The sequence below is a fragment of the Erwinia aphidicola genome, from assembly GCF_024169515.1.
Taxonomy (GTDB): Bacteria; Pseudomonadota; Gammaproteobacteria; order Enterobacterales; family Enterobacteriaceae; genus Erwinia; species Erwinia aphidicola.
Genome location: NZ_JAMKCQ010000001.1, coordinates 4,093,479 through 4,115,884, shown reverse-complemented (window position 1 = coordinate 4,115,884; position 22,406 = coordinate 4,093,479). Strand labels below are relative to the sequence as shown.

Sequence of the window (22,406 nt, the reverse complement as noted above, 5' to 3'; positions counted from 1 at the left end):
GAAATGGATCTTCTGGCAAGCCTGAAGGAAAAATATCCCGGCGCTATTGCCTGGGCATTTGGCAACTCGTGCGAGATGGCGGATGAACTGGCAGCCCTGGTTGTGCAAGGAGTTAAAACCGCGTCCTGTGGCTCACTCTCATCTTTTATCAATGAAGATGACGCACCGACGATTGGCGGCTACAGCATCATCCTTAACGGCAAGGGTGAGCCGGTGTGCGTCATCAGGACGGTCGCTATGCGCATCTTGCGCTTCTGCGATGTCACTGAAGAGTTTGCGAGAAAAGAGGGCGAAGGAGACTTAAGCCTTAAATATTGGCAGGAAGTTCACAAAGCATTTTTTGAGCATGAGGGTTGCTACTCTGCAGAAATGGAACTGGTGGCAGAAGAGTTTCAACTGATTGAGCGCCATGCCGCGCAAGACGTATAAATGTCAGGGGGGATATTCCCCCTGGTTATTAAACACCCGCTTCACCGCGTCGTAGACAAACCGGGTTATTTCAATTCAGGCCATGCAACAGGGGGGATGCCTTTCAGCAGCGGTTTAGCAAACAGGAACCCCTGGAACTGACAGATGCCTGCTGCTTCCAGCCACATCCACTCTTCTGGTTTTTCCACGCCTTCGGCAATAACGGCTATTTCCAGCGAAGAACAGCATTTAATTATGGCCTGAACGATTGCCTGTTTAGGGCCGCTTTTGTGCACATCACTGATAATATTACGATCAATCTTGATTCTCTCCGGCTGCACGCGTGAAAGCAGCAGCAGACCGGCGGAGCCGGCACCAAAGTCATCTATTGCCAGACTGATACCCGCCGCTTTCAGATGTTTCAACGCGCTGGAGAATGCTTCGATATTCGAAATCACCTCAGTTTCAGTCACCTCTACCACGATCTGCTGAGGCACCAGTCCGTGTCGGGCAATCTCACCCAGTAAGTAATCCACGGCATTCGGGATCTCAACCAGCGTCATCGGCAGCAGGTTAATCGAGAAGGTGATGTCATCAATTTGCAGCTCTTTTGCCAGAGCCAGGGCCTGGCTCTTGGATTCCAGGTCGCGGCGGTAAAGCTCCTCACGCGGCAAACTGGCAAAATAATCCAGCGGTGAAAGCCCCTGTGCGCTGCGCAACAGGGCTTCAAGGGAGACGATGGTTCCGGCCAGCGGGTCGATAATTGGCTGGAAGGCAAAGCTAATATCCTCGCCCGGTGCAAAGTCTGCATCGGCTAAGGGTAGATCGTCCGTGGCGATAAATTCCCACTGACCGGCAGGTGGGATTTCGAAATAGTTTTCTTTCTCCCAGGATTCGACAAAGGTGCGCAGAAACTGAAGCGCGCGGTCATCCCAGGTCAGCAGAAATTCCGATGTGCCTTTATCCAGTACTGCCTGCAGCACCGAGGCTTTATCAAACTCATGAAGCGAGAACAGCTCCATGCCGACATTACCAAATCGCCGGAACGGCGCGTAGTCGCGCATCAGTTCCACGACATTATGATGACGGGGATCGCGACAGATATGTTCATAAAGCTTACTGACTGCTTGTTCAGGGCCTTCCAGCACCTGGAAGAAATGCGTGCCGTTAAACAGCAAAATGCCGGTAACGCCAATTAACTGGTTGTTTTTATTTGCCTTTTGTACAATTTTGTCCAGCGAGCTTAGCGGAACATTATCGGAAAGATGGCTGCGATAGATGAGGGTAGATAACATAAAAATTCCGCAATACTGGTCTTTTAAAGGCTTACATTAACAGAATCCCTTGCGGTGTTGTCCAGTGCTATCTGTTATTCCATTAAATCTGCCAGGCGTTTTTTATATAAGCTGTCGTTTAATCTGGAATTTTTTAGTAGAGTAGCGGGTCTGGTTGTTAAATATTTGATGGAATAACGTTGCTCAAATGAAAGGAATGCCGCCAATTATCCTCGCCCTGCTCGCCGGCTCACTGGTGCTGACCATCGGGCGCGGCGTCACCCTGCCGTTTCTCACTATCTACCTGACCGAGCATTACCACCTGCTGCCGAAAAGCGTCGGCATTATTATGGGCGCCAGCCTGGCTATCGGTATTTTCAGCAGCCTTTACGGCGGCTATCTGGTCGACAAATTTAACCACCGAACTTTAATCACCCTCTCTATCAGCCTGTTCGCGCTGAGCTTTTTTCTGCTGCCAATCCTGCCGCAGGTCAGTAGCGTGGTGATGGTGATTGCCCTGCTTAACGCTTCCTATGCACTTTTGAGCATTACCATTAAAGCCTGCATTGCCGCCTGGCTGCCTGTAGAGAAGCGGGTAAAAGCGTTTTCGATGAACTACACGCTCATTAATGTCGGCTGGGCCATTGGTTCATCACTGGGCGTGTGGCTGGCGGGCTTTGATCCTAAGCTACCGTTTATGATATCCGGTAGCCTGGCGCTGGGCACGGTCATTGCTCTGGCGGTAGGATTACGCAACATCCCCAACAGCCCGGCGCGCAACGATGTTGAGCTGAAACCGCTGGAAAAACCTGACCTGCGCCAGACCTTAGCCATCCTGATGCGCGACCGTTGCCTGGTCTATTTCACCCTCGGCAGCACCTTTGGTGCGATTGTGTTTGGCCAGTTCACCGGCTATCTGTCGCAGTATCTGATCATTATCTCGGACGCCGCACAGGCTTATAAGATCATCGGCGCCATCATGATCACCAACGCGATAATTGTTATCGCTTTCCAGTACGTGATGAGCAGTGGGATGAAGCAGAATAACCTGCTGAAGTGGCTGTTTTTCGGCACGCTGTTTTTCATCCTCGGGCTGGCCGGCTTTATGCTGGCCGGTACCTCGGTACTGCTGTGGATGATCGCGATGACCATCTTCAGCTTTGGCGAGCTGATTGTGATCCCGGTGGAGTACATGTTTATCGACTTTATTGCGCCGGACCATATGAAAGGCAGCTACTACGGCATGCAGAACCTGAGCAATATCGGCGGTGCCATTAACCCGGTGCTGTGCGGTTTCCTGCTGAGCTACACGGCACCGCCGGTGATGTTTTGCGCGCTAATCGCCTTCTCCGCCGCTGGCCTGCTGTTCTTCCGCATGGGGCACCGGATGGCGATGAAGAGAACCTCAGGAGAAGTTCTCCAGCATTGAGATAAACGAATGCCGATCGCCGTGGCCTTCCGTCAGGCGTACCCGCCGTTCAATATCGGCCAGATGGTGGTCCATCAGCTGACGGGCTTTGGTCAGATCTTTGGCTTTCAGGGCGCTGACAATCTGGCGGTGGTGATCGGCGCCGCAGTCATCCTTGCGCTCCTCTTCGTACAAAGACATCACCAGCGACAGGCGGGCGACGATCTTCGCCAGCATCTCGGTCAGCACCGGGTTGCCCGCCAGCTCGGCCAGCACGATATGGAACTTACCGGAAAGCACCGTTTTGGATTTCTCGTCGCCGTGATGATGGATCTGCTCCTCTTCGTCGGCCAGACGGGCCAGCGCATCCAGCTGTTCAGCGCTGGCTCGCGCCACCACGAACTCCAGCAGCCCCCCTTCCAGCTGGCGGCGTGCTTCAAACAGGTGCCTGGCCTGCTCGATGCTCGGCTCTGCCACGAAGGTGCCACGATTTCGCTTTCTCTCCAGCAGATGGTCGCTTTCCAGCACGCCCAGCGCGCCACGCACCACGGTACGACTGACGCCGAAATGCTCGGCGATGGCCTCTTCCAGTATTTTGCTACCGGGTTTTAGCGCCCCTTCACCGATAGCGGCCGCCAGCGTGGCGCGGATCCGTTCAGACACATCCTCACTGTGATCGGCGCTGCTGCCCTCTGTTCTGGCTACAGGCGTCGCTCTGGCGCGCGCTTTTTTCATGGCTGTCTCCCTGTCCTCTGTTTCATTTCTGGTGGGTGTTGATGCTTGCCGGATAATTTACCGCAACAGCAATCTGCGGTGTGGTTTATCTTTGTCAGAAACTTGCTACGCAACCGTCAGGATAAAGTGATGCCCTGCTGGGCGCAAATGGCGCGAATGTGGCTGGCCGACTGCTGGATAAAGGCGATCGCCTCATCAAAGCCATAGTTCTGCTGCTGATAGGTCGGGTAGCCGTAGCGTGAGCTTTCATAGCTTTCCCAGTCTTCGACTTCTCCTGCTGCCACGCGCTGCGCATAGCTGTCCACCAGCGTAAAATAGGCTTCCAGTTCCCCGGCCGTCAGGTCTGGATGCCCCGCACGCCAGATCGGGTCATCAATCTGAATGCACTGGCGCGGGTTGGCGCGGCGGCGGTTGTCATCGGTCGATTGCGCAATCTCCAGCGACAGCGTCATCTCGGGGTTGACCTTCGCCAGCATCGGCAGAATGGCGGCAAAGTCGACCACGCCGCTTCCGCACGGGCGCGGCTGGAAATCAATGCCGCCCGGCGCGCGCCCGATATAGGCATCTTTGATATGCGTCTGGCGCACCCACGGCGCCAGGCGCTGCGCGGCCAGCACCGGATGTTCGCCGCGCTGCACCATGTTGGCGGTGTCCAGGACCACGCCCACGCAATCTTCCCCTACCGCTTCAATCATGCGCAGGATCTCGAACGAGGTGATCTCATCGTGGGTTTCGACGTTCATATGCACCCCGTGGGCGCGTGCCACCGGGGCCATTTTGTGCAGCACCTTTTCCATTGCCAGCAGCTGCTCTTCCCACGTGACGTCGGTACGGAAACGGTCCACCGCCAGGCGCCCCGGATACTGCGCTTTGAAGTTGCCCGGTGAAACCCACATCTCGCGGCAGTCGATAGCAGCGCTGGCCTCAATCATGCGCGTCAGCCCGGCAATCATGTCGCCGTTGCCGATGGCGCGCAGCTCCGGCGCTTCGGCACTGCAGTAAGGGTTGATTTTGCCAAGGCCACTTTCCAGATACAGCCCCAGATCGTCAGCTTTGGCGCGGATGTCGCGCAGCTCGCCGCAGTCCAGCGTCGGGCTCATATCCAGCACGGTGCTGAAGAAGATCCCCTGCAGACCCAGCGCCTTGACGTGATCGAGGCTGGCCAGCGGGCCGCGTTTCTTAACTTCGGGCAGCTTTAACCCATCAATGCCTAGTTTCATAACCTGTTCCTTAATAACGATCTGATTTTACCGTATGAGCACCAGCCGCTGTTGCAAGCCGCATGCCAGACGCAACATTTAGTGCAGCAACTCCACCATATCACTATGATTATTATCGAGAATATTTTAATCACTAGATTGTCGAATATATTTGCGAATCATTATGCTAATCGATTATCCCTTTGGTGTCATAGCAAACGGCTTAAGCAGCGAATTTTCCCAAAAGCCCGTCCCGTCAGGAACTGGCCAGGCTTATTACGGGTAAATTACGTGCTTCACGGCATCAGAACATTCGCTGTGACAGGATTTTTCGTCGCTTTTTTGCACCAAAATGACGATAGTGTTGCACCAAATGGGGGTGCTTAAATGGTAACTTTCTTTTCGAATAGTAAGGATAACTTTTATTCGCAAAAACTTGCGAATGTTATTAAATTTTAATTATTACATTACATTCAATGCCTTGTGATCATTAACCCTCTGCAGTTATGAACCTGGCATGCGGCTTGCAAAATGCTTCCCAAGCACCAAAACGTCTTGTGACCGCTACTCAGAACCAGGGAAGCATTTTATGCCAGATATGCACAACACCGCTGAAAGTAAGCGCCTCAGCGTTCAGGGCCTGACCCACAGCTACGGCAGCAGTAACGCCATCAGCGATGTCTCCTTTAACATTGAACCGGGCGAAATTGTCGCGCTGCTCGGCCCGAGCGGCTGCGGTAAATCCACCGTGCTGCGTGCCATTGCCGGATTGATCCAGCCGAAGGCGGGAAAAATCGTACTCGGTAATCAGGATCTCGCCGGGGTGTCGGCCAGAGGGCGCGGTATCGGCATGGTGTTCCAGAACTATGCATTATTCCCGCACCTGACCGTGGCCGAAAACATCGCTTACCCGCTGGCGTGCCAGCAGGTTTCCCGCGCTGAGCGCAAGCAGCGCGTCGCCGAAATGCTGAACCTGGTGCAGCTGAACGAATACGGTAACCGCCTGCCGCGCGAGCTTTCCGGTGGTCAGCAGCAGCGCGTTGCCGTGGCGCGTGCCATTGCCGGCCGCCCTTCTCTGCTGCTGCTCGATGAGCCATTTGGCGCACTGGATCGGGCGCTGCGTTTCGACCTGCAGGTGGAACTGCTGCATCTGCAAAAAACGCTGGGTATCACCACGCTGATCGTCACCCACGATCAGGAAGAGGCGCAGAGCCTGGCGAACCGCCTGGTGCTGATGAATAAAGGTAATGTTGAGCAGATCGACACGCCGATGGCGGTGTATGACCGGCCAAAAACGCTGTTTGTAAACACCTTTATCGGGCAGACCAACCAGCTGCACGGCACCGTGCTGCGTTTTGATAACGACACCACGCTGATTGGGTTATCGGATGAGCGCACGCTGCGCCTGCCGCGCCGTCTCAACTTTACCACCGGCTCGAAGGTCACGGTCACCTTCCGCCCTGAAGAGGTGCGGCTGGCAAAGCAGGCGGGGGAAAACACCCAGCCGGTGCGGATGACCGTTTCGCTGCCGCTCGGCCCAACGCTGGTCCATGACCTGGCGATGGAGGATGGCACCACGCTACGCGCCTCCGAAGTGCGCGGACCGTCAACCTTCATCCCGCAGCCTGGAGCGCAACTTTACGCTGAGATTGATACTGCACGCTGTCACGCCTTCCCGGCTGAACCGCAACCTATGAATGAATAAGCAGAGGTGAACACCATGAAAGATTTTGAAATCAGTCGTCGTCGGTTTGGTCAGATCGTGGCAGGCGTTGCGGCTTCCGCCATGCTGCCACTCTCGCTGCGCGCAGTTGCGGCCAGCGGCGGCACGGCGGTCGCGGCGACCTTCCCCGGTAACTGGGAAGATGCTTACCGCACTGTATTGGGCGATATTCTCAAGAAGCAGGGTTTTGGACTGACCGTCTCCCCGGCTATGGCGCAGGACCAGCTGGCAAAAGTGATGGCCAGCCCGGGCAACCCGCCGTACGACACGCTGCTCATGTCGCCAGGCCAGATGACGGTGGCGGTGGATAAAGGTCTGATCCAGAAGATCGACCCTTCCCGCCTGAAAAACTGGAACCTGCTCGACCCGGCGTTCCAGGGCGAGTACGGCCCGACCGTGACGGTGGAAGTGAACGGCATTGCCTACAACCCGGAGCTGGTGCCGCGCCCGAAAGGCTATGCCGACCTGTTTGAGAACCCGGCCTATAAAGGCCTGGTGTCATGGACCGGGTTTGGCTCTAACACCGCGGTGATGGCCTATACCGAAATTGCCAAAATCTACGGTAAAGGCCCGGACGATATGCAGGCGGTGTTTGACCTGTTCAGAAAGCATCCGGAGCAGATGGCCAGTATTGTCGACAGCACCAACAGTCAGATGACGCAGTTCCAGCAGGGCAATATCGCCGTATTTATGTGCAGCACCAACAACGTGGCGCGCCTGAAAAGCCTGGGAATGAAGGCCGAGTTTGTCCATCCGGAAACCGGCTCACCTGCCGCCCCGGTCAATATCCATCTGACCAAAGGCAGCAAAAATCTGGATGCCGCCTACGCCTATATGGACGCCGCGATTTCACAGTTTGCGCAAACCAAACTGGAGCAGCCGCCGACCGAAATGTTCCCGACTAACAAAAATGTTGAGCTGACCCCGGCGATTGCGGCGTACATCACCCGCGAGCAGGTCAAATCACTGGTCTATCCGGACTGGAACATCATCAATAAAAATCGTGACACCTGGATCCGTCAGTTTGATGCGCTGGTAGCAGGTTGAGGTAAGAGATGAAACAGAGCGGCTTCCCGTATGTTATCCCCATGCTGTTGCTTTCCGTGGTGTTCTTCGCGACGCCGCTCGCGGTTCTGATCGCTTTCAGTTTCACCAAAGATGGCGGCGTGACGTTACAGCACTACGCCAACTTCTTCGGCGACGCGTTTAACTTCCGCGTGCTGGTTAACACCGCACGGCTGGGGATTGAAACCGTGATCGGCACCACCCTGTTGGGGGTGCCGATCGCCCTGCTTTACTGGCACGGCGGGCGCACGCTGCGCCAGGTGCTGATTTTTCTGACGCTGATCCCGATGCTGACCAGCAACGTGGTACGCACCTTTGCCTGGATCGTCATTCTCGGACGCCAGGGACCGATCAGCGAAGCGCTGATGTTCCTTGGTGTGACCGACATGTCGACCAGCCTGATGTTTACCGAAACCGGTCTGCTGCTGGCGATGTGCCAGATAGACCTGCCGCTGATTATCCTGCCGCTGATTGCCATTCTGTCACGCACGCCGTACCAGCTGACCGAAGCGGCACAGATTTCCGGTGCCGGGCCGTGGCGCGTGCTGGTGACAGTGCTGTTGCCGCTGATGCTGCCGGGTCTGCTGGCGGGTTGGATCCTGGTCTTCGCCAGTACCAGCAGCTCGTTCGTCACCCAGGCGGTGATTGGCGGCGCGCGCAACGTCTATGTTCCACAGCTGATCTATCGCGAGGTTGGCACGCTGTTTGACTGGCCGATGGCCTCGGCTATCGCCGTGGTGCTGCTGGTCTCCACCGGCTGCCTGCTGGTTGCCCTTACCATGATTTCACGCCACCGGAGGCTGAATGGCCATGTCTAATCATCGTGAAAACCCGATTCCAGGCCTGCTGTACAAGCTGTTCGTTTATGGCTTCGGCACGCTGTGTGTGATCTACCTGGTGGCGCCGATCGTCATCGCGGTGATGATGTCGTTCACCTCCGGACAGACGCTGAAATATCCGCCGCAGGGCTTCTCGCTGCGCTGGTATGAGGCGCTGCTCGACCCGGTGCGCTCGGCGACCGAGCATATTGCCGCCTGGAACTCGTTCAAAATCGCCGCGCTGGCGGTACTGGGCGCCCTGCTGTTTGCCGTGCCTGCCACCATCGGTATGACGCGCATGAAGCGCCGCAGCGTCAGCACCATCGAGCCGCTGCTGCTGGCCCCGCTGGTGCTGCCGAGCCTGGTGTATGGCCTGGCGGCGCTGATTGTCGCCAACTTTATCGGCTTCCCGCCTTCGCTTTGGCTGAACGTGGTCGGCCACGTGGTGGTGTTTGGCCCGCTGATGTACCGCGCCGCGTCGGTGGTGGCGCAGGGGATTAACCCGTCGCTGGCGGAAGCCTCAACCACTATGGGGGCCAGCTGGTTTATGACCCTGCGCCGCGTCACATTACCATTACTGATGCCCGGCATAATGGCGGGGGCGTTCCTGGTGTTTATCCAGTCGCTGGATAACGTCACCGTGTCCCTGTTCCTCGCCGATGCCAGCACCACGGTGCTGCCGCTGCGCATGTTTGCGATGATTGAGGAGTCCCTCGACGTGCGCGTCGCGGCGATCTCCGGCATTTTGATTGCACTAACCCTGCTCGGCATGCTGGTCGCCCGGCGTGTGCTGGCCCCGCGCCCGCAGGCATCTTAACTCTCTGAATAGAAAGACAAGGAATGACTATGAATACTCGTGCGACTCAGGCACCAGGCTATCGCATCGGCGCCCTGCTGGCGGACTTCCAGCCAGATTTCGACTTCTCTGCTCCACTGCCGCTGCCGCTGGAAGAATTTGAAGAGCGCCTGCGCAAAATCCGCCGTCAGGCGGTGGAAGCCGGGCATGATGCGATTATCGTTCATGCCGGCAGCGTGGGCTGGTTCCACGCCTCGAATCACTATCTGCGCTATATCTGTGACTGGATGCGCGAAGGCGTGCTGATTATCCCGACCGATGCTGACAAAGCGCTGGTGCTGCTCTCCTTCTTCACTCAGTCGGTGCTGCTGCCTCCGGGCGGCGAGCCGCTGCTGGTTGACGAGATTTGGCAGATTGGTCCGATCGGACGTGAATACGCCGACCGCCCGGGTGACTCGGTGATGAAAACTGCCGAGAAGTGCGCGCAGCTGCTGAGCGATCTTGGTCTGGCAAAAGCGCAGATCGGAAAAATCGGCGACCGCACTTCATTGACCTTCTGGGCTGCCGTGGAGTCGATGCTGCCGGGCAGCAAATTTATTGCCGATAACGCCATCCTCGATCGCCTGCAGAAGGTGCGCTCCCCGCGCGAAATTGAGATGTTCCGCGCCGCCGCGCAGCTGATCGGTATCGGCACACAGGCCGCCTGGCACGTGGCCAAACCGGGCGTTACCGATTACGAAATCTTTGCTGCTTTCACCGCGGCGCAGATGGCGTTTGGCGGCGAAACCGGCGACGGCTACCAGATTGGCATTAACCAGTTTGGCACTCACTGCGGCAAACCTTACGGCCACGTGGTGCGCCCGGGCGACCTGATCAACCTGTATATCTCCAACGTCACCTGGCGGGGTTATACTGCGCAGACCGCACGCATGATCGCCGTCGGCGAGATCACCGGGCGCCAGCAGTTGGTGCTGGATGCCTGTACTGCAGGGGTGAAAAATGCTGAGAAGCTGATTAAGCCCGGCGCGCTGATGCGCGATATCAATAACGCCGCTTTTGCGCCAATGATTGAAGCCGGGTTGCTGGCCTCCCCGGAGGCGCGCACCATGCCGTACAACTGGTCGCCAATGCCTGACGGTTCGGCCAGGCTGATCCCGCAGCAGTACGTGCCGGATGCGGACTACGAAGCGCAGGGCCGTAAGCTGATGCACGTCTACCCGGCCACGCACGGGCCACATAACCCGAACCTCGGCCATTCCGTTGGCATGGCGGGCGGTCAGAACAGCTTTAACATCTCCTCGCACAACTACGATCGTCTGGAGGAAGGCATGGTCTTTGTGATGCATACCCAGTGGCTGGAGCCGCTGTCGGCGGGCTGCAATATTGGCGATATGTACGTGGTGACGCAGGATGGCTTTGAAAACCTCAGCCGCCACACCCCGCTGGAAACTCACCGCATTGCCGCCGGAGCCTGAGATGAAAACGATGCCAGGGCATACCTATTTTGACTTTGCCGAGCTGGGGGAGCGCGACCGCTACAAGCTACTGATCGGCACTGTGATCCCGCGCCCTATCGCGCTGGTCACCACGCTGAGCAAGGAAGGCCAGCCCAACGCCGGCCCATTCAGCTTTTTTAACGTGCTGACCCACGATCCGGCGATTGTGGCGATTGGTGTGGAAAACTACGCCGATATGCGCTTTAAGGATACCGCGCGTAATATCCGCGAAACCGGGGAGTTTACCGTGCATATCGTTGACGATGCGCTGGTTGAGCAGATGGAGGTCTGCGCGATTAAATTCGGCCCGGAAGTGGATGAAATGAGCCTCGCCGGGCTAGAAACCACTGCGGGCAAGAGGGTGCGCAGCCCGCGTATTCTCTCGGCCCCTGCCGCCCTGGAGTGCCGCCGCCACACTACGTTACAGGTTGGCCCGGCGCGCGAAATCATCCTTGGCGAAGTGCTTGGTGTCTACGTGCGTAGTGACGCGGTCAACCTGGAGAACCTGCACATCGACCAGCAGTTGATGGACGCCGTGGGCCGCATGGGCGGGCACACCTACACCCGCACCCGCGATCAGTTTGATATCAAAACCCTCACGCCTGACGAGTGGGAAGCGCGCGAACGTCACGATTAAACGCTATTTACCCGTAGGGGTCGGGCATGCCCGACCCGCAACAGCTTTGCGCTGGCGATATTTTTCATTTTCACTTCGCACATAATATCGAAATCGCGAAACGACAATGCCCAGTCGTTCAGGGTGTCGTTAAAGTAGTAGTCTGAATGCGCCCGCAGCTTCATTTTTGACAGCCCCAGCGACTCCTGATCGGGGAACCCCTGCTCGGGAATCAATCCCTCCTGAGAAATCGAGTAGTGCAGCACCGGCCGTACCCCGCGCCAGGACTCTTTGACCAGTGCGATGCGCGCATCGTTGGGCTGTATAAACTGATTCTCCTTCACCCAGTGATGGTGGATATCTAACACGATCGGGCAGAGATCTCTGGCCTGCAAAACATCATCCAGCGAGCAGGAAACCTCATCATTTTCCACCGTCAGCATCAGCCTGGCTTCCGGGCTGAGCCGCTCAAAGGCGGCTTTGAACCCGGCAAAACCGGCGCGCCCGTTCATATGGATATTGATCTTGAAATCCTGAAACTCACGGCCATAACCCAGCAATCTGGCGCACAGCGCATGATACTCAATGTCCACCAGCGCCCTGTCCACCACCTCCGGCGTTTCCGAAGCCAGAACCGTATACTGGCCCGGATGAAACGACAGCCTGATATCCGCTTTTTTTGCCAGCGCACCGGCGTGCGCGAACAGAGGCAATAAGTCAGGCAGCAGGCTTTGGTACGGCTCCTGCGCTTCGGGAACGGTAAACAGCGGCAGCAGATCGCTGCCGATACGCATCATTCTTAACTGATGCGGCAGTTGCGCCAGCTCGCTAAATATGTGCGCCAGCTGCGACAGGTTGTGGCTGGCACACGTCAGCAGCAGCTCACGGCGCTTGTCCTGATCCAGGCTAAGAAAACGCTTGCGCGTGGGTGATTTAAAAGGGTACGGCTGCTGTAAGTCAGCATTAAGGTATTTGCAGGCAAAGCCTAATTTCATTATTCCTCCCGGTTCGTTTCCTGTAAGTGTATCAACCGATTAGAATTTTGCACGGCAGCCAGGTTATGGCCTCGCAGTTGTGCTGAATCCGCAGCTTTAGCATGGTTAAAACGAGGTAATGACAGAATCTACCTCGTCTGCAGAGGTTATTAGTAAACTGGTGACCCCACGCAGGACAGTGTCAATGGTTAGGTATATAGTCGCTATGCACAATAAATAACCTTTCCCGTGCCTTTCTTAATATCGACATAATTAACGGTGGCTTATGGAAAAGAAACATTTTTTCTCGCAGTTAGCACAATGGCCATTGATTAATTTCGACCACGCTAAGATTGTCGTCGATGGGAAAAAAGGGATGGTGGATTCATGGGCCAACCTTTATGTCTACGATCGCAATGAGAGCGAGGCAAGACTGTTTATTCGCCATGTGGCGGCAGGGACCGATCTGGAGTCGCTAACTGAAATTTATAACGGCTGGACTAAAGAGTATAGAAAGTCATTAAAGAGCATTCTGAACATCAGAAAATAAAGGCGACGATAAACGCGACGGAGGAACAATTCCATGTCTTTTTTAGATGATGCGTTGAAACGCATAAATAAAGCCACGACCACCACAGCGATTTGTCCCATTTGCGGGCATAAGTCGTCCCATGCGGCGAGTAAAATCAGGCAGAATCAGACCTTACTCTGCCCCTCCTGTAAATCGCTTTTTGTCGTACCCCATTAATTCTTAACGACTCCTCTCGCTGCGGCAGCTGCTGAAACTATAACGTCGTCCCATTTCAAAAAACGTTTCTCTACCTCTTTCACCACTGCTCCCCTGCGTCTGTTTCGCCTGAAGAGCAAAATTATGAAAATAAATTTTAAATCGTGGCTGACAAACGTGTTTGCGAACCTAGCCAGCAGATCAAATAACCCCTTGCAGGCAGACGTCTCCCCTGCCAATGACCCTCCCCTGAAGGCGGAAATTTTTTCTGCGCTGCAAATGGAGCTTTACGGGCAAAAGCTCGCCCGCTCACACCGATTGTCGCCAAAAACTCAGCCGTACTATTTGCTCAAACGACTGGGCAATAACGAGGCGGTGATTACCCACAACTGCTTTTTACTCAATGACGCAGAGAAGGCCAGCATGGCCCCGGCGGGCGAATGGCTGCTGGATAACTACTATCTGATTGAGGAGCAGATCCGCATGGTGCGCCACCATTTACCCAAGAATTTTGGTAAAGGGTTGCCCGTGCTCTCAGCTCCGCACTCCTGCCCCAGGATCTATGATATCGCCGCCGAAGCGATTGCTCACGGTGACGGGCGCTGGGATGTCGGCAGCTTAACCGGCTATATTATGGCCTATCAGCGGGTTACGCCGCTGACGCTGGGCGAGCTGTGGGCGCTACCCGGCATGCTGCGCCTGGCGCTGATTGAGAACCTGCGCCGCATCAGCAGCGAGGTCGCTCAGGCACAAAAAGAACGCAATCTGGCAGACTCGTGGGTGAATAAATTGATTGCCTGCGCCGAGGCCACCCCCGCTGACCTGGTGCTGGTGATCGCCGACATGGCCCGCTCGCGCCCGCCGTTGAGCAGTGCTTTCGTCGCCGAGCTGGTGCGCAGGCTGCAGGGGCGCGGCAGTTTACTGGCGCTGCCGCTGACCTGGGCCGAGCAGAGCCTGGCCGAAAGTGGCATGACGACCGATGTCATGATCAACCGCTTCAACCAGCAGCTGGCCACCAGCCAGCTTTCGGTCAGCAACAGCATTGCCGGTTTGCGCCTGCTGAGCGAAACCGACTGGGCAGATTTTTGCGAGTCTGCCAGCCTGGTGGAGCAGCTGCTCAGGCAGGATCCCGCCGCGATTTATCCCCAGATGCATTTTGATACCCGCGACCATTACCGCCATGTGATTGAGCGGCTGGCGCGCAACAGTCGTTTCAGCGAGCTGGACGTCACGCGTCAGGTGCTGGCGCTGTCGCAGGCGGCCAGCGGCGCTTCGGCACCGCAGCATATTGGTCACTATCTGATAGGCGATGAACGCCAGGTGCTGGAAAAAGTGCTGACGGCCAATACCAGCGGAGTCACCCAGCTGCGCCATCGGTTCAATCAGGTACCGCTGCTCTCCTGGCTCGGTAGCCTCAGCCTGCTGACCATGGCCGTTAGCGCCGCGGTGCTGCAGCGCACTGCGCAGCACGGAATGAGCTGGACGCTATGGCTGCTGGCTCTGCCGCTGGCGCTGGTTATCAGCCAGCTGGTGCTGCAGCTGCTGGGCGAAATGACCACGCGTTTTCGCACCCCGATGCCACTGCCGCGCATGGACTATGCCAGCGGCATCCCGCCTGCCGCCAGTACGCTGATAGCCATTCCCTGCCTGCTGAGCAGCCGTCAATCGATTGACGCGCTGCTCAGCAGCCTTGAGGTCTGCTATCTCGGTAATCCCAGCGCCAACCTCTATTTTGCGCTGCTCAGCGATTTTCACGATTCCCCGTCTGAAAGTACGCCGGAGAACGACGCTTTGCTGAAGTGGGCTAGCGCACAACTACAAAATCTAAACCGCCGCTACGCGCGTGAAACGCCCCTTTTCTACCTGCTGCACCGCTCCCCCACGTGGAACCCCCAGCAGGGCGTCTGGATGGGCTATGAACGCAAACGCGGCAAGCTGGCGATGCTCAACAGCTGGCTGCGGCAGCCCGGCACGCAGTTCGCCTCTATTACCGGCAATGAAAAAGCGCTACCCGCGCCGATCAAATATGTCATCACGCTGGACAGCGATACGGTGCTGCCGCGCGACACCGCACACAAGCTGGTCGCGACCATGGCCCACCCGCTCAACCACCCGGTTTACGATGCGCAGCAACGCCGGGTGGTGAAAGGCTATGGCATTTTACAGCCGGGGCTGGCGGAAGAGATGCCGCGCCACGGTCAGGGGCGCTACGCGGCGATCTGCAGCAGCGTACCGGGCAACGATCCCTACTCGATGATGTCCTCGGATATTTATCAGGATCTGTTTGGCGAAGGGACGTTTGTCGGTAAAGGGATCTATGATGTGGATGTTTTCGCGCAGGCAACCTGCAACATTGGCCCGGAAAATCTGGTGTTGAGCCATGACCTGCTGGAGGGGTGCTACGCCCGCTCCGGCTTGCTGAGCGAGGTGCTGCTGTATGAGCAGTACCCGGTCAACTACCTGACGGATGTCGCCAGGCGCACGCGCTGGATCCGCGGCGACTGGCAGCTCCTCAACTGGCTGAAGCTGCGCGTGACCCGGGCCGATGGTTCGCGCGAGCCTAACCCTCTCACCACCCTGTCACGCTGGAAGTTATTCGATAATCTACGCCGCAGCCTGGCAGCTCCGGCATTTCTTACGCTGCTGTTTTGCGCTTTCCTGCTGGTACCTAACCCCCTGTACTGGCTTGCGGTGCTGGCTATCGTGCTGCTGTTGCCCACTGTGCTGGCCGTGGTGCTGGACCTGGTGATGAGCAACCGCCCTCTGCTGAGCCGCGTGTCGGCTGTCCTGAAGGGGACCTGGCTACGGCTGCTGCGCATCGGGCTGAACTTCATCACGCTACCGCATGAGGCAGGCTACTCCCTGCATGCCATTGCGCTCACCCTCTGGCGGCTGGCGATTACCCGGCGCAACCTCAATCAGTGGGTCAGCGCCGACCATTCGGCCGTCGGTAACCCGGCTTCCCCCCTGGCGTTTTACCGCAGCATGTGGCTGAACGTGATGACTGGCCTGCTATTGATTCTGTTAAGCGCATTGCAGGCGCCCGCCCTGCTGAGCCTCGCCCTGCCCGTCGGATTACTGTGGTGCCTGGCCCCGCTGCTGCTCTGCTGGCTAAGCCGCCCTGCGGAACTTTCTGCCCCCGCGCTGAGCAGCGACCATCAAATGCTGCTGCGCCAGAGCAGCCGCGAAATATGGGCCTTTTTCGAAACATTTACCTGCGCAGACGACAACTGGCTGCCGCCGGACAATTATCAGGAGCAGCCCCACGCCATGATTGCCCACCGCACCTCGCCGACCAATATCGGCCTGTCGCTGATGGCTAATCTGACCGCGATGGATTTCGGCTATATCCCCGGCACCGAAGTGCTGCGGCGCGTCACCCTGACGCTGGACACCCTGGATAAAATGGAGCACTACCGCGGTCACCTGTTCAACTGGTACGACACCCTGACGCTGCTGCCGCTTAACCCGCGCTATGTCTCCAGCGTCGACAGCGGCAATATGGCCGGTCACCTGTTAACGCTCAGCGCGGGCTTAGGTCAGCTGCGCCATCAGCCGATCATCGATATCGGCCAGATGCTGGCGGGGCTTAAAGATACCCTGGCTATTCTGGAAACCTGCTGGGGGGCTCATGCCCCCACCACGCTGCGGCTGCTGCAAAAGCATCTTGTTGACGCCGCGCAGCTCTCCCCGGCGCTGTTACAGGATGAGCTGAAGACGATGTGCAAACTGAGCGCTCGCCTTGAGGGAATGAGCCAGCAGGAGAACAGTGAGGTTAGCCGCTGGACGCGGCTGCTGCACGCGCAGCTGACGCGCTTCTGCCAGGTTTGGTCATCGCTGCTCGGCTGGCTGCCGCCCGACTGGCGTGCGGCCGGGCTGCCTTCGCTGGCGTGGCTTTCCCAGGCTGATACATTGCAGCCCGATTCTCCCCCCCTTTCGGCCATTGTCCAGGCCCGCATGCAGCTCGCCATCATCAGCGAGCTGGAACTGCGGCTGAACGCGCACGCCAGAATGGACTTTGTGTTCCTGTACAGTGACGTTAACCATCAGCTGAGCGTGGGCTATCACTGCGATAACAGCACGCTGGACCACAGCCATTACGACCTGTTTCCCTCTGAGATCCGCCTGACAACCTTCCTGACGATTGCCACTAACCAGCTGCCGTTGAAAAGCTGGTATGCGCTGGGCCGCCTGTTCACCACTATCGATAACAATACCGCGCTGATGTCCTGGAGCGGGTCGATGTTTGAATATCTGATGCCCAATCTGGTGATGTCAATCTACCCCGGCAGCCTGCTGGCCGCCATGAGCCTGTCGGCGGTGAACGGACAGATAGACTGGGGCAAAAAGCGCGGGGTGCCCTGGGGGATCTCTGAGTCGGGATATTATGCCTTTGACGTGGCGCAAAACTATCAGTATCACGCCTTTGGCGTGCCCGGTTTGGGGCTGAAGCGCGGGCTGGCGGAGGATATGGTTATCGCCCCGTATGCCACCTTCCTGGCACTGATGGTGTCACCGCAAAAAGCCTGTGAGAATCTGGCGCTGCTGGCTAAAAGCGGCGCGCGCGGCGAATACGGCTTCTATGAGGCGCTGGATTTCACCCCTTCGCGCCAGGCCAGCGGCCAGCGCTTTGCCGTGGTGCGTTCATGGATGGCGCATCACCAGGGGATGGCTTTTCAGGCGATCTCCCACCTGCTACACAACGCGCCCATGACCGATCGCTTTATGTCGGTTGCCGCATTCCAGTCCGGCCGCCTGCTGCTGCAGGAACGGGTGCCGGATGCTGTTGAGCTGTACAGCCCGCGCCGTCATTTCGAGGCCCAGGCAGGAGCATTACTGCCGGTTCACTATCTGCCGCGAGAATTCAATGATGTTAACAGCCCGCTGCCGGAGGTCCAGCTGCTGTCGAATGCTCACTATCACCTGATGCTGACGCATGCCGGCGGTGGCTACAGCCGCTGGCGCGATCTGGCGCTGACCCGCTGGCACAGCGACAGCACCTGCGATAATTCGGGCCCGTGCTGCTATATTCGCGATGTGGAGAGCGGTGAGCGGTGGAACACCACCTGGCAGCCGCTGGGCGCGCCAGCCGATCGCTACCGGGCATCGTTTACCGACGCGGGTGTGGTCTTCACCCGTACTCAGGGCACGCTGGAGATCAAAACCCAGATCGTGGTTTCGCCGGAAGACGATATCGAACTGCGCCGCGTCACGCTGCTCAACCGCGGCCGCAAGGCGCGCAGCGTGGAGCTGACCACCTATGCAGAAGTGGTGCTGGCCCCGGCCGCCAGCGATCGGGCACATCCGGCCTTCAGTAACCTTTTTGTGCAGACGGAACTGCTCACGGAGGATGAAGCCATTCTCTGCCAGCGCCGGCCGAGATCCCCGGATGAAGTCACCCCCTGTCTGTTTCATATGATGGTGGTGCATGGCAGAACGCAGCAAACCGCCTCCTTCGAAACTGACCGCGCCATCTTCCTTGGCCGCGGCAACGATACCGGCAATGCGGCAATGTCCCGTTATAGCGGGCCGCTCAGCAACTCGGCGGGCGCGGTGCTCGACCCGATCATGGCGGTGCGCCAGCCTCTTACCCTGCTGCCGGGCCAGTCGGTAACGGTAGACATTGTTTATGGGGTGACGGAAAGCCGCGCCCTCAGTATTCAACTGCTGGAAAAGTACCGCGACCAGCCGATTGCCGATCGGGTCTTTGAACTGGCCTGGTCGCACAGCCAGATTGCGCTGCGGCAGATCAACGCCAACGAAGATGACGCCAAACTGTTTAACCGCCTCGCCAGTGCCGTGCTGTTCCCCAGCCCCGAGCTACGCGCCGGTGGGGAGATCCTCAGCCGCAACCGTCGTGGGCAAAGCGGTCTGTGGGGCTGGGCAATTTCGGGCGATCTGCCGATTGTGATCCTGAGCGTCACCCGCGCGGAAAACACGCCGCTGATTACTACCTTTGTGCAGGCGCATCAATATCTGCGCATGAAAGGTCTGTCGATGGATTTGGTGATCCTCAATGACGGCCCCGGCGGCTATCAGCAGCTGTTGCAAAACCAGATAATGAGCCTGGTGGCCGCGGGCGCCGAAGCCAGCCTGATTGATAAGTCAGGGGGCATTTTTGTGCGCGACGGCCAGCATCTCTCCCCTGAGGACCGCCTGCTGCTGCTCAGCGTGGCGCGGGTCGTCATCGACGATCGCGCCGGTGGGCTGAAAGAACAGCTTAAATTGCGCATGCAGCCCGTGACGGCGGCCGCGCAGCCGCTGGTTATCCAGACGGATCTGCCTGCTAATCAGCACCTGCAGTGGCAACCTGAAACGGATGACTTGCTGTTCTTCAACGGGCGCGGAGGCTTCTCCCCTGATGGCCGTGAATACCAGATATTGCTTGATGAGCAGGACCCGACCCCTGCGCCATGGTCCAACGTGATCGCCAATGACACTTTCGGCTCGGTAATTTCAGAGGCCGGGCAGGCCTACAGCTGGTTCGAGAACGCACACGAATATCGCCTGACGCCGTGGGAAAATGACCCGGTCAGCGACCGTTCAGGTGAAGCCTTCTATCTGCGTGATGAAGAGAGCGGCCACTTCTGGTCACCCACGGCGCTACCCGCCAGGGGCCAGGGGCTGTACCTGAGCCGCCACGGTTTCGGCTACAGCGTATTTCACCACCGCGAAACCGGGCTGGACAGCGAGCTGACCGTACTGGTCGCCGTTGATGCGCCGGTCAAGCTGGCGATCCTCACGGTGAGCAATAACTCAGGGCGGATCCGCAAAATTTCCGCCATCGGCTACGTAGAGTGGACGCTGGGCGAGACGCGCAGCAAATCGGCGATGCATATCATGACGCAGCCCGCTGGCGTTGCCGCCGGGTGCGGCGTGCTGGCAACCAACTTCTACGGCAGTAACGGCTCGGAGCGCACGTCCTTCTTTGCCGTCAGCGGCGTCCACTGCTCCCTGACCGGCGACCGGCGTGCCTTTCTTGGCCGTAATGGCACGCAGCGTGCCCCGGCGGCGCTGACCCAGCACATGCTGTCGGGCACCACCGGCGTGGGGTTAGATCCCTGCGCGGCCGTGCAGTCAGCGACCACGCTGATTGATGGCGACCAGCGCACCTTTATTTTTGTTCTCGGCACCGGGCAAACCCCGGCAGAGGCCGAAGGGCTGATTGCGCGCTTTATCAGTGAAGGCGCGGCACGGCACGAGCTGGAAATCGTCCATCAGCACTGGCACCGCCTGCTCGACAAAATCACCGTGACCACCCCCGACCCGTCGGTGGATCTGCTGGTCAACGGCTGGCTGCTGTACCAAACCCTCTCCAGCCGCATCATGGCGCGCAGCGGCTACTACCAGTCGGGCGGCGCTTACGGCTTCCGCGACCAGCTGCAGGACACGCTGGCGCTGGCGCATGCGGCGCCGGAGCGGCTGCGCCAGCAGATCGTGCTGTGCGCCTCACGCCAGTATCTGGCGGGCGATGTGCAGCACTGGTGGCACCCGCCGCTGGGCAACGGGGTGCGTACCCGCTGCTCCGATGATTATCTCTGGCTGCCGCTGGCCATGTGCCACTACGTGAGCGTGACGGGCGACAGCGCGCTGCTGCAACAGCCCGTCAGCTATATCGAATCGCGCCCGCTGCGGCCGGAAGAGGAGTCAGTTTACCAGCAGCCGACCATCACCCCGCTGGAGGAGACGCTGTGGCAGCACGGCGTGAAGGCAATTCGCCACGGGCTGCGCTTCGGTCCGCACGGCCTGCCGCTGATGGGCGCGGGCGACTGGAATGACGGCATGAATCTGGTCGGTATTGAGGGCAAAGGCGAAAGCGTCTGGCTCGGCTTCTTCCTGTTCACGGTGCTACAGCGCTTCGCCGCGCTGGCGGATCGGATACAGCAGCCCGACGTGGCGCTGCTGTGCCGCGAGCAGGCCGACCTGCTGCAAAAAAATCTCCACGCGTCGGGCTGGGATGGCAAATGGTATCGCCGCGGCTATTTTGATAACGGTGCGCCGCTCGGCTCCCAGCTCTCTCCCGCCTGCCAGATTGATGCTATAGCCCAGAGCTGGGCGGTGCTGTCGGGCGCAGGCAGCGCGGATCGCTGTGCTCAGGCGATGCGCTCGCTGGATGAGCTGCTGGTCGATGGCGATAACGGCTTAATCAAACTGCTCACTCCGCCGTTCGACGGTCTCGGCCCTAACCCCGGCTATATTCAGGGCTACGTCCCGGGGGTGCGGGAAAATGGTGGGCAGTATACGCACGGCGCTATCTGGGCGGTGATGGCCTTTGCGCAGATGGGCAACAGCGAGCGCGCCTGGCAGCTGTGGTCGATGATCAACCCGGTAAATCACAGCCTGAATGCTGACGCAGTCGCGCGCTATAAGGTCGAGCCTTACGTGATGGCCGCCGACGTCTACAGCGTGGCGCCGCACAACGGGCGCGGCGGCTGGAGCTGGTACACCGGTTCGGCGGGCTGGGCGTACCGCCTGCTGACCGAATCGCTGCTGGGGATAACCCGTGAGGGCGATAAGTTGAGCATCAGGCCGCTGCTGCCCGCCGCCTGGCCTGAAGTGATGATCGCCTATCAGCACGGCAGCAGCCACTACCGCATCACCGTGCGGCGCTGCGACGGAGAGTCTTCACTGAGCCTGGACGGCACGCCGCAGCCGTACGGCGATATTGAGCTGATCGATGACGGGCGCGAACACCGCGTGGATATTCAGTCAGGCGCGCAGCCATCGGCAGAAGGCTGATAGCTCAGCGTTCCCGCCACGCCGCCTTTGCCGCCATCTTTCGGATGATGTATACCATCCGTAACGTTCAGCGGCGAGAAATCAAACGGCGAGATGCCGTCGATGCAGGCCACGTTGACGGCACGCTGCTGCGGATTAGAGCGGGGCTGATGAAAGGTGTAAATCCCGCAGACGGAGCAGAAATAGTGTGCCACCGATTTGCTGTTGAAGCGGTACTCGGTCAGCTTATCCTCGCCCTGGGTGATGTTAATTTCACTGGCAAACGCCACCACCGCGCCGCGCATGCGGCAAAAAGAACAGTTGCAGCGGCGCACGGTGTTGAAGCCGTCCAGCAGCGTGACGTTAAAGGTGACCGCCCCACAGTGGCACTGGGCAGACTTAATCTCTGGCATAGCTCTCTCCTGATAAAATTGCCGCATGATTTGCTG

At 58.3% G+C, this 22,406-nt stretch carries 16 protein-coding genes; 11 read left to right on the top strand and 5 right to left on the bottom strand.

Translation table 11 applies throughout. The features are described from left to right. Positions 1–3: 3 nt before the first annotated feature. Positions 4–429, top strand: a complete 426-nt coding sequence (locus tag J2Y91_RS19315) for an ASCH domain-containing protein (protein WP_133623642.1) — start codon at positions 4–6, stop codon at positions 427–429. Between the two features lie 65 nt (positions 430–494). Here J2Y91_RS19315 and J2Y91_RS19310 read toward each other — a convergent pair whose 3' ends face one another. Continuing rightward, entirely contained in the window at positions 495–1,703 is a 1,209-nt protein-coding gene (locus J2Y91_RS19310; protein WP_133623643.1) for a diguanylate phosphodiesterase, read from the bottom strand. A gap of 187 nt (positions 1,704–1,890) precedes the next feature. On the opposite strand from J2Y91_RS19310, the gene J2Y91_RS19305 reads away from it, so the two are divergent. Next, positions 1,891–3,111, top strand: a complete 1,221-nt coding sequence (locus J2Y91_RS19305) for an MFS transporter (protein WP_133623644.1) — start codon at positions 1,891–1,893, stop codon at positions 3,109–3,111. On the opposite strand, the gene J2Y91_RS19300 is transcribed toward J2Y91_RS19305, so the two are convergent. Together J2Y91_RS19300 and J2Y91_RS19295 are read right to left on the bottom strand one after the other, a co-directional pair. Beyond that, on the bottom strand, positions 3,088–3,825 hold the full coding sequence (locus J2Y91_RS19300) for a GntR family transcriptional regulator (protein WP_133623645.1): 738 nt from the start codon (positions 3,823–3,825) through the stop codon (positions 3,088–3,090). The genes J2Y91_RS19305 and J2Y91_RS19300 overlap by 24 nt on opposite strands. Before the next feature lie 116 nt (positions 3,826–3,941). Continuing rightward, on the bottom strand, positions 3,942–5,045 hold the full coding sequence (locus tag J2Y91_RS19295) for a sugar phosphate isomerase/epimerase family protein (RefSeq protein WP_133623646.1): 1,104 nt from the start codon (positions 5,043–5,045) through the stop codon (positions 3,942–3,944). 568 nt (positions 5,046–5,613) lie between these two features. Here J2Y91_RS19295 and J2Y91_RS19290 point away from each other — a divergent pair. From J2Y91_RS19290 to J2Y91_RS19265, 6 genes are read left to right on the top strand one after another with little or no spacing between them, the layout of a single operon-like run. Beyond that, on the top strand, positions 5,614–6,729 hold the full coding sequence (locus J2Y91_RS19290) for an ABC transporter ATP-binding protein (RefSeq protein WP_133623647.1): 1,116 nt from the start codon (positions 5,614–5,616) through the stop codon (positions 6,727–6,729). 15 nt (positions 6,730–6,744) lie between these two features. After that, on the top strand, positions 6,745–7,794 hold the full coding sequence (locus J2Y91_RS19285; RefSeq protein WP_133623648.1) for an ABC transporter substrate-binding protein: 1,050 nt from the start codon (positions 6,745–6,747) through the stop codon (positions 7,792–7,794). An 8-nt stretch (positions 7,795–7,802) separates the two neighbouring features. Continuing rightward, complete coding sequence (locus tag J2Y91_RS19280) at positions 7,803–8,630, top strand: ABC transporter permease (protein ID WP_133623649.1); 828 nt, start codon at positions 7,803–7,805, stop codon at positions 8,628–8,630. Continuing rightward, positions 8,617–9,447 carry an ABC transporter permease gene (locus J2Y91_RS19275; protein WP_253539165.1) on the top strand — a complete coding sequence of 277 codons (831 nt, stop codon included), beginning with the start codon at positions 8,617–8,619 and terminating at the stop codon, positions 9,445–9,447. Before J2Y91_RS19280 ends, J2Y91_RS19275 begins: the two co-directional genes overlap by 14 nt. Before the next feature lie 29 nt (positions 9,448–9,476). Further along, positions 9,477–10,901 (top strand): M24 family metallopeptidase, encoded by a 1,425-nt coding sequence (locus J2Y91_RS19270; RefSeq protein WP_253539163.1) that lies wholly within the window; start codon positions 9,477–9,479, stop codon positions 10,899–10,901. Between the two features lies 1 nt (position 10,902). Continuing rightward, positions 10,903–11,559, top strand: a complete 657-nt coding sequence (locus J2Y91_RS19265; protein WP_133623651.1) for a flavin reductase family protein — start codon at positions 10,903–10,905, stop codon at positions 11,557–11,559. On the opposite strand, the gene J2Y91_RS19260 is transcribed toward J2Y91_RS19265, so the two are convergent. After that, positions 11,556–12,533 (bottom strand): apurinic/apyrimidinic endonuclease family protein, encoded by a 978-nt coding sequence (locus J2Y91_RS19260; protein ID WP_133623652.1) that lies wholly within the window; start codon positions 12,531–12,533, stop codon positions 11,556–11,558. The genes J2Y91_RS19265 and J2Y91_RS19260 overlap by 4 nt on opposite strands. A gap of 265 nt (positions 12,534–12,798) precedes the next feature. Here J2Y91_RS19260 and J2Y91_RS19255 point away from each other — a divergent pair, with 265 nt between their 5' ends. The 3 genes from J2Y91_RS19255 (at position 12,799) to J2Y91_RS19245 (ending at position 21,978) form a co-directional block, all read left to right on the top strand. Beyond that, entirely contained in the window at positions 12,799–13,062 is a 264-nt protein-coding gene (locus J2Y91_RS19255; protein ID WP_048914689.1) for a hypothetical protein, read from the top strand. 33 nt (positions 13,063–13,095) lie between these two features. Next, positions 13,096–13,260: a YnfU family zinc-binding protein gene (locus J2Y91_RS19250; protein WP_222941354.1), complete on the top strand. Its 165-nt coding sequence runs from the start codon at positions 13,096–13,098 to the stop codon at positions 13,258–13,260. A 123-nt stretch (positions 13,261–13,383) separates the two neighbouring features. Continuing rightward, complete coding sequence (locus J2Y91_RS19245) at positions 13,384–21,978, top strand: glycoside hydrolase family 94 protein (RefSeq protein ID WP_253539161.1); 8,595 nt, start codon at positions 13,384–13,386, stop codon at positions 21,976–21,978. On the opposite strand, the gene J2Y91_RS19240 is transcribed toward J2Y91_RS19245, so the two are convergent. Then, positions 21,945–22,370 (bottom strand): GFA family protein, encoded by a 426-nt coding sequence (locus tag J2Y91_RS19240; RefSeq protein ID WP_133623654.1) that lies wholly within the window; start codon positions 22,368–22,370, stop codon positions 21,945–21,947. The two genes, J2Y91_RS19245 and J2Y91_RS19240, sit on opposite strands and share 34 nt — an antisense overlap. Positions 22,371–22,406 lie beyond the last annotated feature (36 nt).

Bases quoted from the DNA above. Each gene is read 5' to 3' on its own strand.
- J2Y91_RS19280 (WP_133623649.1), top strand. From the start codon at position 7,803: ATGAAACAGAGCGGCTTCCCGTATGTTATCCCCATGCTGTTGCTTTCC.
- J2Y91_RS19250 (WP_222941354.1), top strand. From the start codon at position 13,096: ATGTCTTTTTTAGATGATGCGTTGAAACGCATAAATAAAGCCACGACC.
- J2Y91_RS19315 (WP_133623642.1), top strand. From the start codon at position 4: ATGGATCTTCTGGCAAGCCTGAAGGAAAAATATCCCGGCGCTATTGCC.
- J2Y91_RS19245 (WP_253539161.1), top strand. From the start codon at position 13,384: ATGAAAATAAATTTTAAATCGTGGCTGACAAACGTGTTTGCGAACCTA.
- J2Y91_RS19295 (WP_133623646.1), bottom strand. From the start codon at position 5,045: ATGAAACTAGGCATTGATGGGTTAAAGCTGCCCGAAGTTAAGAAACGC.
- J2Y91_RS19260 (WP_133623652.1), bottom strand. From the start codon at position 12,533: ATGAAATTAGGCTTTGCCTGCAAATACCTTAATGCTGACTTACAGCAG.
- J2Y91_RS19275 (WP_253539165.1), top strand. From the start codon at position 8,617: ATGGCCATGTCTAATCATCGTGAAAACCCGATTCCAGGCCTGCTGTAC.
- J2Y91_RS19290 (WP_133623647.1), top strand. From the start codon at position 5,614: ATGCCAGATATGCACAACACCGCTGAAAGTAAGCGCCTCAGCGTTCAG.
- J2Y91_RS19240 (WP_133623654.1), bottom strand. From the start codon at position 22,370: ATGCCAGAGATTAAGTCTGCCCAGTGCCACTGTGGGGCGGTCACCTTT.
- J2Y91_RS19310 (WP_133623643.1), bottom strand. From the start codon at position 1,703: ATGTTATCTACCCTCATCTATCGCAGCCATCTTTCCGATAATGTTCCG.
- J2Y91_RS19255 (WP_048914689.1), top strand. From the start codon at position 12,799: ATGGAAAAGAAACATTTTTTCTCGCAGTTAGCACAATGGCCATTGATT.
- J2Y91_RS19265 (WP_133623651.1), top strand. From the start codon at position 10,903: ATGAAAACGATGCCAGGGCATACCTATTTTGACTTTGCCGAGCTGGGG.
- J2Y91_RS19285 (WP_133623648.1), top strand. From the start codon at position 6,745: ATGAAAGATTTTGAAATCAGTCGTCGTCGGTTTGGTCAGATCGTGGCA.
- J2Y91_RS19305 (WP_133623644.1), top strand. From the start codon at position 1,891: ATGAAAGGAATGCCGCCAATTATCCTCGCCCTGCTCGCCGGCTCACTG.
- J2Y91_RS19270 (WP_253539163.1), top strand. From the start codon at position 9,477: ATGAATACTCGTGCGACTCAGGCACCAGGCTATCGCATCGGCGCCCTG.
- J2Y91_RS19300 (WP_133623645.1), bottom strand. From the start codon at position 3,825: ATGAAAAAAGCGCGCGCCAGAGCGACGCCTGTAGCCAGAACAGAGGGC.